The organism is Paenibacillus sp. YN15 (genome assembly GCF_003285005.1).
In the GTDB taxonomy this organism is placed as follows: Bacteria; Bacillota; Bacilli; order Paenibacillales; family NBRC-103111; genus Paenibacillus_AR.
In genome coordinates this window covers 51,696-67,197 of sequence record NZ_QMFA01000032.1, presented here as the reverse complement: position 1 = coordinate 67,197, position 15,502 = coordinate 51,696, and the positions used below count along the sequence as shown (strand labels likewise).

Sequence of the window (15,502 nt, the reverse complement as noted above, 5' to 3'; positions counted from 1 at the left end):
CGCCGAATGCCCTCAGGGGTTCGGCGGTTTTCGTATTTTCCGGGCTATGACGGGCTGCCGGTCTCCTGATTCAGCAGTTGTCCCAGTTTATTCGGCTCCTCCGCTGCGGTTCCCCGATGCAAAAGCGTGTACTCTGAATTACAAGCCGGAAGGTTCTGTACAGTGAGTTCAAGCTTCATCAGCTGTTTGGGTCCTGGCGGAAGCAGAAAGCGCGCCGTTGGCCCTCTCCGGTTTTTTTGAGGCGGGAGTTCTCCAAATTCCCACATCAACAACAAATGCCGTTCCCCGCTGATCAGGAGAGAGACCTCCATTCGGCCGCCTGGTACAGCCTGAAAGCTGTCATTCAGCATCCACAGCTCTCCCTCCAGCCATTCCCCCTCCAGCCATGCAAACTTCGGAACCCGTGCACTTGCCAAAACGGGACGGCAGGCTGCCTGAATCGCGTAATAGGCGGGCTTGGGTATGGCAGGCCAAGAAACGATGCTGTTGTTGGCTGCTGCGGGCCACGGCTCATTGTAGCACCAATTGAGCGCCATGGAGCATTTGGGCTTCTGCCGTCGGGCCTCCTCATATATGGACTTGTAGCCTGCGGATTGGAGCAATTGTCCACGCTCCACCAACTCCTCCAGGGCCTGGCTTTGGCCAAAATAATATTCCAATTGATCAGCCATCAGCCACATGTTTTCATTTCCGGCCCGCAAGCCATGATGGCTCTCCCAGGAGGTTCCAAGCCGTGGAGGGAACCACTCCTCCGGAGGCATGAAGCTCTTCAACACCTCCACCGGGGCCGGAGCGGGAATGCCGAATTCCGTATACGCGGTATTCTCCGCTCTGATCATCCCCTGAAAGACGTCTTCGCCTGTCTCCTCATACACGAACATGTAATGTCCGTGTCCCATGCCTTCCAGCGGCGATGTCATCATGAATGGGGTATCCGGATCAAGCTCCAGACAATTTCTGTTCAGCAGCCGCAACGGCAGGGACTGCTCGGTCATCTGCGACCAGGCGTTGAACAATTCATTGCCGCCGCACCACAGCACAAGGGAAGGATGCCGCCGTCCCCTGCGGATAATGGATGCGGATTCCTGATTCAGCACCTTCAGGTAAGCGGGCGAGTCCGGGTACAGGTTGCAAGCCAGCGGGAATTCCTGCCATACCATCAGGCCAAGTTCGTCGCAATGGGCAAAGAACGATTCTTTATTGACAATGCCTCCGCCCCAAACCCGAAGGATGTTCATATTCGCCTCTTTGGCCATCCCCAGCAGAAGGCGGTAATGGTCCGCATTTATTCTGCCCGGAAAAATATCGGGAGGCACCCAATTGGTCCCTTTGCAGAAGATTCTTCTTCCGTTGATCTCCATTGTGACGGGCGGCAGACTACGGCTCTTGGGAAAGGTGGACGGTTCCTTCCATGCACCCTCATGCATAACCAGCCGGACTCTGCGGAAGCCAATCCGCTGGACGCAGCAATCCGAAGCTTCATTGTTGGATTTTGGGAAAAAGCGGGCCTCGGACAGATAGAGGGGCTGCGGGCCTTGGTCATGCGGCCACCACAGCCGAGGGTGCTCCAGCTTGCCGGTTAAAGTTACAGTTTCCTCGGTGATTTCGCAGGAGGAATGATGCACCGGATAGCCCGCTGGGTCCAGGATAATCCATTCCAGCCTGCCCATGCCTACCGCGGCGTTTCCCAAAACCGCTTCCAGCCGCACCTCCACACTTTCCAGCATCGCATCCAATGTGTACAAAGTCTCGCAGGCTTCAAAGCCCATCCGGGGGGCAACCTCCAGATAGGTGTCATCCCAGATGCCCAGGGGAATGAGACGCGGATGCCAGTCCCAGCCATAGCCGACGGCGGGCTTGCAGGAATGATCTGCTTGAGACCTGCTCCTGGGAGCGCCTTCCCTCTTCGGTGCCGGATCAATCACGATTTCCAGAACGGACCCTTGCCGGCAAGCATCTGTGATATCCAACCTCACCGGAGTAAACATACCCTCCTGTCTCAGCAGCAGAACCCCATCCAAAATAAGGCTGAAGTGATAGTCGATTCCTTTGGACACAAACAATAGCCGCTGCTCCTTGGTCACAGCCGGAAAGTCAAGCACGGTCCGGTAGGTCCAGTATTTATCTTCCATCCATTCGAATTGGCGCCAGTTCTCTCCATAATAGGGATCGGGCCAGCCTTCCGCACGGCTCCAATCCAGTTGCACCGCTCCCGGCACTGCAGCCTCCACCATGCGGCTGGGTTTTTCCTCCGCGGCATTGCTCCAGCCAACCTGCCAGCTAATTGAATATGACTCTTTCATGACAGCACTCCTCTTAATCATGGGCGCGCAAAATGCGCCCGATGGGCAAATCTCCGGCAATCTTGGCAACCAACAATTCGGCGGAGCATTCAATATCGCCGTATGTGTTGATAATGGTGTCGATGGATGCCTCATATTCCTTGTGCACAAACGGATGAAAGTGGGCGACGAAAATAATCTTCGTTCCCAGCTTCGTCCAGCCGCCCATCATGTTGCGGGCCACCTCGTCATGCAGCCGCACCACATTCAATCCATAGCTCAATTGACTGCCGATGGAGCAGAGGATCAGATCGTATTTGCCCTCGACTGCCGCCTCGAACAGTCGGTCCGGGCCGGGATCAATCCATTGATCCACATGGTCGCTGCGCTTGCGCAGCTCGGAGTGCAGCCGCTCGAACAGTTCCCCGTATTGCCCATGGCCGTTCATGATTACGGTGTGCAGGATGCGGGTATTCCTCCCGATGGCCGCCGGAATGATTCCTTCCCGGTCGCGAACCACCGTCATGCAGGCATCGGCGACGCGGCGGGCGATCTTCCGGCTGTGGACGCGATCCATCGCCGGCACGACGGCTGGCAATCCGGACAGGAGGCCCATCTGCTCCTTCAGCGCCAGAACACGGGCCGCCCGGTCCCTCAGTGCAGCAAGCGTCAGCTTTCCGGAGGAAAGCCGCGCTTCCATCTCGCGGTAGAAGCGCTCGTCGATCCGCGGGAACAAGAGCACATCACATCCGTTCTCCAGGGTGGCGGCGCAGGCGTCGTAATAATTCATAAATCCTACCGCTCCGCCCATTTCGACGGCGTCGGAAACAATCAACCCCTCAAAGCCCAGCTCACCGCGCAGCAAATCCAGCAACAAACGCCTGGACAAGGTAGCCGGCGGGTACAGTCCCCGTTCGTCCGGATCATCAAAAGCGGGCAGTGCGATATGGCCCGGCATAACAGCCATTGCCCCTTCATCGATCATATAGCGGTAAATGCTGCCCGGGCCGGCAAACCATTCCGCCCGGCCAAGAGGGTTGACCGGCGTGGTCAGATGCTGGTCCCAGGAGGTAAAGCCGTCGCCCGGAAAATGCTTGATGGTCGCCATCATGCCGTTTTCCTGCAGCCCGTGCATATAGGCCGCGGCCATTCTGCCGGCATATTCCGGTGTATGGCCGGGACTGCGGGAGGAAACAACAGGGCCGTCCTGATCCTTGGCCAGATCGGTGACAGGCGCGAAGGTCCAGTTGTATCCCAGTTCACCCGCCTCAAGGGCCGCTATCCGGCCAACCTCGTATATAAGATCGGGGTCCCCCGTCTGGCTAACGCCCATAAAATGGGGAAAGCGGGCCGCGCCGAGAATCATGTCCCCCGGGCCGCTCTCCAGATCGCTGACGATAAGCGGCGGCACCTTGCAGGCGGCTTTAAACTTGGCAATCTGCGGCTCCAGCTTGTCCCGCTCCTGGGGATGAAAGAACATGGCGCCAAATTCCCGGATGCCCTCTTCTCCTACCCTTCCAAAGTTCGGACAGCACACTTGATTCAGCAATTTGCGAAAGTCCCAGCTTTCCACCGTTGTGCGGATTTGCCCGGTTATGACAATACGGTATTTCACCTTCTTCACTCCTCCGTAAACCGGTTATAATGGCTGCGAGGCAGGAAGCAGGGTTGACTTTCCCGGCACCAGAGCCCCGTGCTGCTCCAAAAGCGCAGACAGCTCATCCGAATTCAGCTTGCGCACGGAAACATCCCGTTTGGCGGCAAGCGCCGCAGCCGCCCCGGCCGCCTGCCCGGTAGCCATGCATGACGCCTGCACCCGGAAGGCGGAGCTTGCTTCCTGGTCGCCGGAGATGCAACGACCGGCCGCCAGCACATGGTCGTGGCCCTTGGGGATCAACGCGCCCAAAGGAATCGTCGGGAATACATCCCAGGACAGCGGACGGATATCCGTCGTGTTGCTGTCATGCTGGTGAACGTCAATGGGATAGAAGCTGTAGCAAACCGCGTCCTCCCACACATGACCGTCCGTATACTCCTTGCAGGTGACCCGCTTCTCCCCAACAATGCGGAAGGTTTCCCGGATGCCGCACTCGTTGGCAATGAAAGCCACCTTCAGGTTTTCGCAGCCCGGCACTTTGCGGAGGAATTGATAGATGCGCATGATCGCCTGCCGCCCCTTGATCTCTGCCGCAGAACGGGAGAAGGAGCTGGAACCGTCTATATCCGTTACATGCATATAATTTCCGCCGCCGGCCTCAAGCTCCCTGAGGAAGGGAACCTGAGCGGGGCAGTGATCGGTGATCAGCACATTTCCCTTGGCGGACTCTGCGCGGTACAGCTCTGCAAGCGCATTGCGGTCCACATCGGCAAACCGGTAGCCGTCGATAGCGTACATCAGGGTGCCGGGCTGCAGGTTACCGCTGCGCTCGCGCTCGCAGCCCAGCAGCCCGGCCACATTGGCGTCGCCGGTGGCATCAATGACCTTCTTGGCGCGAATCAGGCTGAGGCCGGTCTTGCCGGCTACCACCAAGTGCACTTGACCGTTTTCGAAATACGCTGCCGCCGGCATCTCGTGAAATCTTAACGCCACACCGGCTGCAAGACAAAATTCATCAAGCACCGTGCTGTAAACAAACTTGTTCACCAGAATTTGATGCTCCCAGTGCCGGTGCTCCCGATAGGGAACGGAAAAGTCCGGGAGAACAGCTCCGTTCCGGCGCGCGACCTCCTCGATGATCTGCCAGCCGATTCCCCTGATGATTTGCTTGCCCCAGGCATGGAACAAGCCCGGGAAATTGACGGCAGCCACGACCATGGTCCCTCCGAGAATGCCGTTCTTCTCGATCAATGCGGTTTTTGCGCCGCATCTTCCCGCTTGAATCGCCGCAATGGAACCGGAGGTGCCGCCTCCGACGACAACCACATCGTATTCCTCCGCCAGCGGCAGGCCATGCCAGCTTGCTGCTTCCATTTTTAAAGCCTCCCTTCCGTTATTTCAGAATCCCAAGATCCTTCACCGCTTTGGTGGTTTCATCAATATATTTGTCAAGCCCGTACGTGTTCCGCAGAGTCTTGATAAACGCATCCAGCTCGGACAAGGGCCGTCTTCCGTAGATGAACTTCACGAGCTCCTCTTCCTCATACTTGAGCTTATCCGCAGGGTTGACGCCTGAAGGAACGGTAGCGAAATTGCCATAAACACTGATGACCGGAAGCTCGTTGGTAAAATTGAAGTAGGGCGCAAGGTCGGGGAACTTGGTATTCAGGTAATCCAGTTCCACACGGCCTGTAGTTTGATGAATGCTGGCATGCCCCATTTCCGTCTGATTCTCCGGAACCAGAACAATTTTCCCGTTTTCCATCTTGTAGTTGCGCCCTTCAATACCGTAATTCACAAGAAGCTGCCCTTCACCACCGGATACATAGTCCAAATATTCCAGAACTTTCTTTACTTTTTCCGGCTGCTTCTCCAGTGATTTCGGGATGACCCAGCGCGCGTTGGCGGCGCCTTCATCATAGTAATCCGCAAATTTCTGTCCGTTGGGACCAATCATGGCATCCAGCTGGGTCCAGACCTGATTGGGGTTGATGGCGTTCATTTTTTCAACCATATCGCCCCTTTTGATATGCGCCCAGTGGGCATAGATGATGCCCGCCTTGCCTGTAAAGGCCTTTTCCTGATGCATGAGACTGTTATTGGTCAGGAATTCCGGGTCAATGAGATTTTCCGAGAGCATTCCATTGATGTAGGCAATGGCTTCCCTGGTTTCCGGCAGTTCTGTGGAATAGACCACCTTATTGTCGCGGATCATCATCTGTCCGGGCTCTGCCACGCCGAAGGCGGCGAAGACGGGGCTTAAGGTACCCTTGAAGCCATTGCCGGTAATGCCTATGGTATCCTTTTTGCCGTTGCCATCGGGGTCCTGCTCCACGAAGGCTTTCGCCACCGCTTTAAGCTCATCCAATGTCTTCGGAGCCTTCAGACCCAGCTTGTCAAGCCAATCCTGTCTGACCCAGAAGGTGGTTTGCACGGGAATCAGCGGACGGTAGGGGATAGCATACTGCTTGCCGTCTACAACTCCCTTCAGCATATGCATCTTCGTAAAGCCGTTCTCTTCTGTAAAATTCTTCGTGTCGCTCAAGTACGGAGCCAGGTCCAACAGCAGTCCTTGCTGCACAAACTGGTACATCTGCTCCTTGGTGACGGAGAACACATCGGGAGGGGTTCCTCCGGCAATCTGCACAGTCAGCTGCTGCTCGTATTCGGTGGGCGCCGTCTTGTAATTCAGCTTCATGTTGAGAGCTTCATTCAGCCGCGGCAGAATAATGTCCTGATCGGGAGCCGGAAGCCCTTGCCCGGACCGGAATAAATTGACGGTGATCGGCTCCTTGGAAGCGGCGGAGGGGCTGGCCTGACCGGTTCCGCCCGAAGGAGAAGGGGACTCCCCCGAGGATTTTGCCCCTGAGCAGGCGCTGAAGAGCATGGTGAAGGAAAGAGACACTGCGAGCATTCCCGTGAGCTTTGGTTTCATTTTTCATTCCCCCGATAGATGATTTTATGTTAGCCTTTTACCGATCCCAGCATGGCGCCCTGGGTGAAATACTTCTGGATAAAAGGGTAAACAATAAGGATAGGCAAGGTGGAGAGGATGACGGCGGCCATCTGCAGCGACTGGGTAGGCAAAACCTGTTCCACATCAAGCTCCGGCAGCTCCGTTTGCTTCAGGATTCCCCGGAGTGTAACCTGAAGCGGATGCAGGCTGCTGTCGGAGACATAGATAATGGCATTGAAAAATTCGTTCCAGTGGCCCACAGCGTAGAACAATCCCACTGTAGCCATAATCGGCATGGACAAGGGCAGCACAATTTGCCACAATATTCTGATTTCACTGGCTCCGTCAATTTTGGCGGCCTCATCCAGGCTTTCCGGCAGGTTCTCGAAAAAAGTTTTCATAATCAGCAGGTAGAAGGTGGCGACGCTTCCCGGGATAATCATGGCCCAGACGGAGTTGAGCAAGCCCGTACCCTTGACTACCAGATAAGTGGGAATCATGCCTCCGCCGAATAGCATTGTGAACAGGATCAGCAGCAACAGCAGGCTGCGGAACGGCAGATTTTTTTTGCTTAGCGGATAGGCCATCAAAGAGGTCAGAAGGAGATTGACGGCGGTTCCAACCACAGTCAGGAAAACGGTTACTTCATAAGCGCGGGGGATTTTGTGATCCCTCAAAAAAGCGCCGTAGGCTTCAAAATTGACGCTGCGGGGAATGATGGCGAAGCCGCCGTTCTTCAGCACCTCCGAATAGGGAGTCAAGGATACTGCGACCACATACAGGAGCGGAAAAACTACGCTGAGGGCGACTATACAGAGAAGTGTGTACACACTTGCGATATACGCCTTTTCTTTTTTGCCGATTACCATATTCCTCCACCCCATCTCTGCGCAATCTTGTTGGCTGTCAGCACCAGAAGCAATCCGAAGAAGGACTTGAACAAGCCGATGGCGGAAGCCAGACTGAAATTAAACTGCTCCAGACCCGTGCGGAATACATATGTGTCCAGGATATCAGCTACCGAATACACCTGCACGTTGTACATGATATAAATCTGGTCGAAGCCGGCCTCCAGAATGTGGCCGAGCTTGAGAATGAACAGCAGAATGATCACATTGCTGATTCCGGGAAGGGTAACATGCCAGATATTCCGTAGCCGTCCGGCGCCGTCCACCCTGGCAGCTTCGTACAAGGTCGGGTCGATTCCCGCAATCGCCGCCAAATAAATGATGGCGTTCCAACCGAATTCTTTCCAGATTTCCGAACCCACCAAAATACTTCGGAACCATCTGGTGGAGGTGAGAAACGGTATGTTGTTTCCGCCCAGATTCCGGATCAGGTCATTGACCAGACCTGTTGACTCGGACAGGAAGATGATGAGAATGCCATAAATGATGACCCATGAAAGAAAATGGGGCAAATACGTAATGGTCTGCACAATTCGTTTAAAGTACTTATTGCGTACTTCATTCAGCAGAATGGCAAAAATAATGCCGGGTGCGATTCCCCAGGCCATCTTGTATACGGAGATCAAAAGGGTATTCCTGAGAATGGTTGCAAAATAGGGCGAATCATAAAAGTACTTGAAGTGCTTATACCACGGATCCGCCCATGAACTGCCGAATATGCCCTTGCCCAGATTAAAATCCTTGAACGCGATAATGGTGCCGTACATGGGCGCGTATTTGTATATGGCGTAATACGCAATTCCGGGCAGCAGCATCAAGTACAAGTAGCGGTAATTCCACATGAGCCGCAATGTCTTCGATTTCGTCATCTTGTATACCTCCTATGGCACAAGAATACCCTGTTCACGGACTTTCATGAACAGGGTAGTGATATGGAGTTTACAAGGGATCCTTATGTTGCCGGGGGAAAAAGAGGCTGGCGCACAATGACGCGAAGCCCTGCGCTGCCGCTTCGCTCAAAGCTCAGGCTGCCGTCCGGGCCGAAGTGCGCCTTCAGCCGCCTGCTTACGTTGAGCAGGCCGATCCGGCCGCCTTTTTCTGCTTTGGGGTCCCAATGGAGACGGTTCAGCTCATCCAGCTCCGCTTCCGTGCAGCCGGGGCCATTGTCCTCCACCACGCAGACGAGCTCGTTTCGCTCCTCATACATGGAGATCATAATTTTGCCTGTTCCCGGCGGCAGCTTCTTCATTCCGTGCTTGACGCAGTTCTCCACAATCGGTTGCAGAGTCAGCTTCATATACGGGTTGTTCCACACCCTCGGATGAATATTGTACATGATCTGAAAGCCGCTGTTGCTGCGCAGCAATTCAATCTTCAGATAACATTTCACATGCTCAATTTCCCTTTCCACTGTGGTTAATTCTTCCCCCTCGTTAAGGCTGAAGCGCAGCAGATCGGCAAGCAGAGCGGTCATCTCGGCGATGGAGGATTCTCCGGCCAGCTCGGCTTTCCAGGTAATGGAGCTTAAGGTGTTGTACAGAAAATGCGGATTGATTTGATGCATCAGCATCTGGATCTCCAGCCTCCGCTTTTCCTGTTCTGTTGTTCTGGTGGTTTCAAGCAGATCACTCATGCTCTGGATCATTCTGTTATAGCCGAATGCCAGTTGGCCGATCTCATCCTTTCTTGACGAATATCCCGTACACCGCTCAAGAATGCCCAAGTCCAGCTTTTTCATATGGCCAACCACCACTTGAACCGGCGCCGTAAAGCTGTTGGATACGGCAGCCAGCAGAATGGAGATCAAGACGAGGCTGATGAGGATGATATACCAGGTGAATTGTTTCAGGTGCTGGATGGGGCCGTTCACATCAGAAACGGGGATAGTGGAAACCAGCTTCCAGCCGTAGCTGCCGATTGACAGTGAGGCTACATAAAGCTCCCGGCCGTTTTTCTCCACAACCCTGAATGCCTGATTCCGGGCGGCAGGCTCCTCCTTCAGCCAGGAGCCTTCCATTTCGGCGCCGGCGGATGCTGTCAGCATATCTTCGTTTTGGCTGTCATAGATGGTGATCCGATGGTTGGGATAGCGGTCCAGGAGCAGCAGCTGCTCTTGGATCTCTTTGGCCGGCACGCGGAAGGTCATGACTCCGATGTTCTCGAACTGGCGCGGAAGCTGCAGGGCCCGTATGGGCCGGATGTAATAAAAGCTGGAGGCCGGCCCCATAAAGCTGTTGCTGTGTTCATGTATCCAGAAGCCGTTTCCCTCCATCTCCAACGCGTGCTTGAACCAGTCGGTGCTCTTCACCGGAGAGTTGGCCCGCAGGCTGTTGTATTCCAGGTATGGGGCAGCGGCAATGGGGTATACGCTTAAATAATATGGACTTCCCAGTTCATGATGGAGTGTCGCAATGCTGTTGATATACTCAAATTCAATCATATTTCCTTGCCTGACATTTTCCAGGAGCGTCTGCAGCTTGGACGAGGAATATACCGCCACGGATTGGCTTTCCACCCGCCTGAAGGATTCTTCAATGCGGGTCTTGTTATACTCCAGATTATCGGACAGAAAAGCGGCTGTCATTTTTTCAATTTGCTCGCTTGATTTGGCATAGGTCAGATATCCGACCAGCAGCAATGGAATATACACGGTCAGAATGAGGGTGAAAAACAGCTTTTTGAATAGGGTAAGCCGGACAACGGCGGCGTTATTTTTCATGGCGGCTGCGGTACTCCTTCGGAGTCATGCCTGTCCTGGCTTTGAAAACCTGGCCAAAATGCTGCAGATCGCTGTATCCGGCCTGCTCGGCAATCTCATAAATCTTCAGATTGGATTCATCAAGCAGACGCTTGGCCTCCTCCATCCGGATCTCGGTCAGTTGTTGGGAAAAGGTGATTTTCGTCTCCCGTTTGAACAACTGGCTAAGCCAGACGGGATGCACCGACAGCTCCGACGCCAGACCCTGGAGAGTAATCGCTTCGGAATAGCGGCTGCGCATAATCGCCAATGCTTTTTCGATGATGGGATTCATGGGGATGGTGACGATATGGCCGGAGAGATTCGTAAAGTACTGAATCAAGTAATCCCGGATCTGTTCGTAGCTGCCGCACTGCTCCAGGTCAACCCATAGCTGGATGGAGATGGGCTTGGGCTTGACCAGCATCCTGTCCGCCATCACGGCATGCACCTGGACGACCCATTCCAGACAGCCCTGGACAAAGGCCTGCCGGTTGGCCGTTTCCCCCGTCAGGGTCAGTTCATGCACCTTCGCGGCAACCGCCCGATGGATTTTGTCCCTGTCCCCCAGATATACAAACTCCGCCATTCGCCCGAAATCGATCTTGTTTCCGTCTCCTTCCGCCATGGCGGCGATGTCCGGGTAACTGAGACAGGACGTCCCCTGTCCCGCCAGGGCCAGCTTCATGGCACGAACTGCCTGTGCATACGCTTCCGCTATGCCCATAAACGAATGGATCCGGCTGCTGATCCCCGCGCACACATCAATGCGCTGGTATTTTTTAACAGAGGTCATAATTGTGCGGGTCAATGCATCCGTGTTCTCTGCAGACGTAAGAATGATCCACTGGTGGTGAATATTCTGGACAATAACGGACGGGGGACCTTGCTGCAGGATTTCTTCCACAACATTGCCGACAGCAAACACCTTCAGCTCTATCTCCCTTTCCGTCAACGCGGCAGAACTGTGCTCCAGGCGGTCTACGGCGATGATGGTGCAGCCGCTGTCCGCAAGCCACTCCATATCGAAAAACTTCAGACGGTGAACCGTGTTCTCGTTAAGGGAAACAGGGTTGGTGCACAGTCCCATAATAAATTTATCTCTCAACAGCCGGGTTCCCAGAAGTGAGCGGGAATCCTGTTTATTCTGCAGCTTGGTCTCCTTTTCCTTATCCACCATGTCCATGACGCTTTGCACCTTCCGGATAAATTCCTCCCGGACAAAGGGCTTGAGCATGTAATCGACGGCTCCAAGCTTGATGCTGCGCTGGGCATAGGCAAAATCATTGTATCCGCTAACAACAATCACCTTCGGCTGGTAGTTTTCATCCATGATTTGCTCCAGCAGATCCAATCCGCTCATCTGCGGAAGCACGATATCGGTAACGATAATCTCGGGGTGATGCTCCGCAATAAGCTCTGCCGCTGCCTCTGCATCCCCGATGGCGAAGATTCGGCCGACTCGGCCGCCGAGAGACTGCACCGCGCTGTGCATGCCATTCAGGACAGCCAATTCGTCTTCAATGATCAGAATATCCATTCTCCCATTCCTCCATCCTAATCCGCTGTCGTTTTATTGTAAATCAATTTTGTCATCCGCGTCCAGATGGCGGGCATGACGGATAACATAACAATCCCATGTAAAATCCATATCGCTGCCCTGTTACATTCAGGTGCGGTACATATTATTCTTGATTATGCAAGCGGTTTCTTCTTGAAGGCAATCCATAAGGCGAAAGGGGAAATGAGATGACAGGGAAAAGCTTGAAAAAGAATGGCTATAGGAACAGCTCTGGGCTTCTGGCGCTGCTGCTGGCTCTCCAGGTGCTTGTGCTGCCGGCGCCGACGGCCAGGGCCGCCATTGGCGGCTACACAGTCGCCATCAATTCTTCCGAAATTGTCCAGGAGAATTTTTTGGGTGTCGGAGTTAACCTGATTCCGGTCAGTTTCATGGAAGGCACGTCCCAATTTGGCTATAGTGAAGCGCATTGGGAGATGGACCGCAAGCGGATCGCCATGATGCAGCCGAAGATTGCCCGGGTATGGTTCCAACTGGACTGGATGGAGCAGCAGAAGGGTGTCTACGACTGGAACAGCAGTAAGATGCAAAGCTTCTACAAATATTTGGATACCTTGCAGGCAGCGGGAACAGAGGTTGAATTTAATTTCGGCTGGAAAGTCGGGGCCGATACGCAAAGCTGGTTCAGCTTCAGCGAGGTGTCGGACAAGCGGATCAGCGCCCCCCGGGATCTGGATGCTTTTGCGGATGCGGCTTCCGCCGTATTGGATCAATTGATCAATGTCAAAGGGTACGCTAATATCAAATATCTGACGTTTTACAATGAGCCCAACGGCAACTGGGACTTTGAAGCGCCCGGCGACCAGAATGCGTATTATGCGCAAATGGTACGCAAGATCTCTGATCAATTGACGGCAGACAATCTCCGGGACCAGGTGGAAATCTGGGGGCCGGAGGAATCGGGGAGTCCGGCATGGACGCAGTATATGCACGACCATGCGGCCGATTATTTCGACGCCTACACCTTCCATGTGTACGGCCAGTCCTATGACGGATTAACCGCCTCCATTGCAGACCGGATGAATGTTACAGACGGCAAGCCCGTGATTATGACAGAGTTTGGCTTTGCCGAGGACAAATCCAAATGGGAGGCCGGTTTGGCCGGATCTGTAATCAAGGCTGCCAACCATGGCATCAAAGGCGCGCTGATCTGGCAGTTGAACGGTGTATGGCTGCCTGATCCCTATGTGGGATCGGATACCAATGGCAATTATACCATGTGGGATTCCCTGGTGCTGGGAACAAAACCGTACAAGCGCTATTATGAGGCCAGCCTGCTGACCCGGTACATCCCCGCCAACAGTACAGTCGTGACCTCGAATACAGATTCGGAAGATCTCCGCTCCGCCGTGTTCAAAACTGCCGACGGAGAGTATACCATTCTTCTGGAGGCGAAGGCAGGGACAGATAAGGAGGTAACCTTCGATTTTGGAGGGGAGCCGCCAGTTGGCAAAACGTTCTACAAGCATGTCTATCAGGCGGATGTGCAGTTGGAAGGAAACGCGGTTATTCCTTCGGCAAGCGGGTCTTTCAGCACCGGTGCAGGGTCCTCCTTCACCGATTCGGATATCGATGCGGAGCATAATGTGATTGTATATACGACCTTGCCGCCCCAGACCCAGGTGGAGGTGACCCCTCTGGAGCCAGTAGTGACAGCCGGTCAAGCGCAGCAGTTGGCTGCCTCTGTCATTGACAATACAGGGGGTGTCACATGGAGTGTGATCGGCAGCGGCAACGGGGCTGTTACTGCAGAGGGCCTTTATACCGCCCCGGCTGTTGATGAAGAGAAGCTGGTAGCCGTCAAGGCGTCCAGCGTTCAAGACCCCGACAGCTATGGCATTGCTTTGATCCGGGTACAGCCTGCGCCTGCAGCCGGCAGGGCGGATATACCGCAGTTCAGTCTGGAATACGGAAAGTACGCATTTACTGAGGCGTTAACCATCACAACCGCCACGGAAGGCGCGGAAATCCGCTATACAACGGATGGCAGTGCACCAACTTTGTCCTCTACTCTTTACACAGGACCTATCTTTTTAACAACAGGCACCAAGAAGATAACAGCGGCCGCTTTCAAGGGGGGGCTAGAGCCCTCCGCCAACGTATTCCGGTTGTACAAAATCGGCAATGTCAGCGCCGGACCGGACGGTTATGACTTCCTTGCTTATGACGGCGCAGAGGAGCTTTCTTTTACGGGGACGGCAAGTATTGCTTATGGAGCGGACGGATTATTTTTTTATAAAACACTTACAGGCCCCGTAAGCACGGCAGGGTTGTTCGAGGACCCGAATCCGGCTTCCGATGACAAGCGTTACTACATCAGTACGCTTATCCAGGATGAAGAGCCGGCGGTTACCATTTACAATGCCGGGTTTGAGATGCCCGTCACTTCGGCTTATTTGACCGGACCGATCACTAACGGCTGGGCATTTGATTACCGCTCCGGAGTGCAGAAGAATGGAAGCGCCTTTGCCGCAGCTGTTGCTCCGCAAGGGACGCAAACCGCTTTTATGATCAGCCGCAGCGGAATTACCGGCGAGCTGATCCAGGACATCAACTTCCGTGAAGGTGAGTACGAGCTATCCTTCCGAATGGCGTCACGGCCTTCATACGGCGACATCCTGCCCTTCCAGGTGTATTTCGATGACCAGCTCCTGGGCACATACCAACCGAACCCATCCGGCAGCTTTGCTCTCGTGACAACAGAAGGGTTCACCGCAAGCGCCGGGTACCATACTCTCCGATTCTCCGGAATTGAAACACCGCAGGAGAGCACTGTCTTCATCGACGATGTCCGCATCAGACCGAAGGGCTCCCCTCCGCTGCCGGAAAACCCGCAGCCTAATCCGTTGCCGGAAGAACCGGAGCTTGGGCCGCCCCTGGAGGAATTGAGCAACGAAGGGTTCGAAGCGCCCGTTCTGGCCGCCCACAGAAAGGGGCCCTTCACAGAATCGTGGTACTTTAACGGGTATGCAGGAGTTCATCCTAATGGAAGCGCCTTCCAGCCACCGCCCGCCCCCGAAGGCAACCAGACTGCGTTTCTGCAAAGTGTCAGCGGCGGTCAAGGGTTGATCAGGCAGCATTTAGAATTTAAGGAAGGAACATACAACCTAACTTTCCAAGCGGCCAAACGAAGCACTTCAGGCGGTCGTGACCATTCCTTCAAGGTTTTTGTTGACGATACTCAGATTGGATCATTTACAACTGCATCCACCGCTTTCCAGCCATTCGTCACAGAAAGCTTCACGGTCTCGGCAGGAGCCCATACCATCCGCTTTGTCGGAGCCGCAGCCACACAGGAAGCTACCTCCTTCATCGACGATGTGAACCTGAACCGGCTGGATGCCTCCGAGTGAACTGCTGGTGGTCTTGACGAGTCCGCCGCGAACGGCAGACGCTCAGGCCTCTTCTCTTCCGGACTATAAGCAAAGGCAACAGGATTCCCG

General features: G+C 54.4%; 9 protein-coding genes. 1 reads left to right on the top strand and 8 read right to left on the bottom strand.

Translation table 11 applies throughout. The annotated features are described in order from the left end of the window. Positions 1–44: 44 nt before the first annotated feature. From DQG13_RS21765 to DQG13_RS21730, 8 genes are all read right to left on the bottom strand, one after another. The gene (locus tag DQG13_RS21765) at positions 45–2,303 is read right to left on the bottom strand and encodes a glycoside hydrolase family 2 protein (protein WP_181592908.1); all 2,259 of its coding nucleotides are present in this window, start codon (positions 2,301–2,303) and stop codon (positions 45–47) included. 13 nt (positions 2,304–2,316) lie between these two features. Next, complete coding sequence (locus DQG13_RS21760; protein WP_113022123.1) at positions 2,317–3,897, bottom strand: glycoside hydrolase family 3 protein; 1,581 nt, start codon at positions 3,895–3,897, stop codon at positions 2,317–2,319. Between the two features lie 24 nt (positions 3,898–3,921). Next, positions 3,922–5,253 (bottom strand): FAD-dependent oxidoreductase, encoded by a 1,332-nt coding sequence (locus tag DQG13_RS21755; RefSeq protein WP_113022121.1) that lies wholly within the window; start codon positions 5,251–5,253, stop codon positions 3,922–3,924. A gap of 19 nt (positions 5,254–5,272) precedes the next feature. Then, positions 5,273–6,814, bottom strand: coding sequence for an extracellular solute-binding protein (locus DQG13_RS21750; protein ID WP_113022119.1), 1,542 nt, complete (start codon positions 6,812–6,814; stop codon positions 5,273–5,275). Between the two features lie 29 nt (positions 6,815–6,843). Further along, positions 6,844–7,704 (bottom strand): carbohydrate ABC transporter permease, encoded by an 861-nt coding sequence (locus DQG13_RS21745; RefSeq protein ID WP_113022117.1) that lies wholly within the window; start codon positions 7,702–7,704, stop codon positions 6,844–6,846. After that, the gene (locus DQG13_RS21740) at positions 7,698–8,612 is read right to left on the bottom strand and encodes an ABC transporter permease (protein WP_113022115.1); all 915 of its coding nucleotides are present in this window, start codon (positions 8,610–8,612) and stop codon (positions 7,698–7,700) included. Before DQG13_RS21740 ends, DQG13_RS21745 begins: the two co-directional genes overlap by 7 nt. Positions 8,613–8,695: 83 nt before the next feature. Further along, entirely contained in the window at positions 8,696–10,462 is a 1,767-nt protein-coding gene (locus DQG13_RS21735) for a sensor histidine kinase (protein WP_113022113.1), read from the bottom strand. After that, the gene (locus tag DQG13_RS21730) at positions 10,452–12,020 is read right to left on the bottom strand and encodes a response regulator (protein WP_113022112.1); all 1,569 of its coding nucleotides are present in this window, start codon (positions 12,018–12,020) and stop codon (positions 10,452–10,454) included. The genes DQG13_RS21735 and DQG13_RS21730 overlap by 11 nt, the downstream gene beginning before the upstream one ends. Before the next feature lie 209 nt (positions 12,021–12,229). On the opposite strand from DQG13_RS21730, the gene DQG13_RS21725 reads away from it, so the two are divergent. Then, on the top strand, positions 12,230–15,412 hold the full coding sequence (locus DQG13_RS21725; protein WP_220094432.1) for a chitobiase/beta-hexosaminidase C-terminal domain-containing protein: 3,183 nt from the start codon (positions 12,230–12,232) through the stop codon (positions 15,410–15,412). Positions 15,413–15,502: the final 90 nt, after the last annotated feature.

Coding starts and splice junctions, on each gene's coding strand:
- DQG13_RS21765 (WP_181592908.1), bottom strand. CDS start 2,303: ATGAAAGAGTCATATTCAATTAGCTGGCAGGTTGGCTGGAGCAATGCC.
- DQG13_RS21755 (WP_113022121.1), bottom strand. CDS start 5,253: ATGGAAGCAGCAAGCTGGCATGGCCTGCCGCTGGCGGAGGAATACGAT.
- DQG13_RS21750 (WP_113022119.1), bottom strand. CDS start 6,814: ATGAAACCAAAGCTCACGGGAATGCTCGCAGTGTCTCTTTCCTTCACC.
- DQG13_RS21745 (WP_113022117.1), bottom strand. CDS start 7,704: ATGGTAATCGGCAAAAAAGAAAAGGCGTATATCGCAAGTGTGTACACA.
- DQG13_RS21740 (WP_113022115.1), bottom strand. CDS start 8,612: ATGACGAAATCGAAGACATTGCGGCTCATGTGGAATTACCGCTACTTG.
- DQG13_RS21735 (WP_113022113.1), bottom strand. CDS start 10,462: ATGAAAAATAACGCCGCCGTTGTCCGGCTTACCCTATTCAAAAAGCTG.
- DQG13_RS21730 (WP_113022112.1), bottom strand. CDS start 12,020: ATGGATATTCTGATCATTGAAGACGAATTGGCTGTCCTGAATGGCATG.
- DQG13_RS21725 (WP_220094432.1), top strand. CDS start 12,230: ATGACAGGGAAAAGCTTGAAAAAGAATGGCTATAGGAACAGCTCTGGG.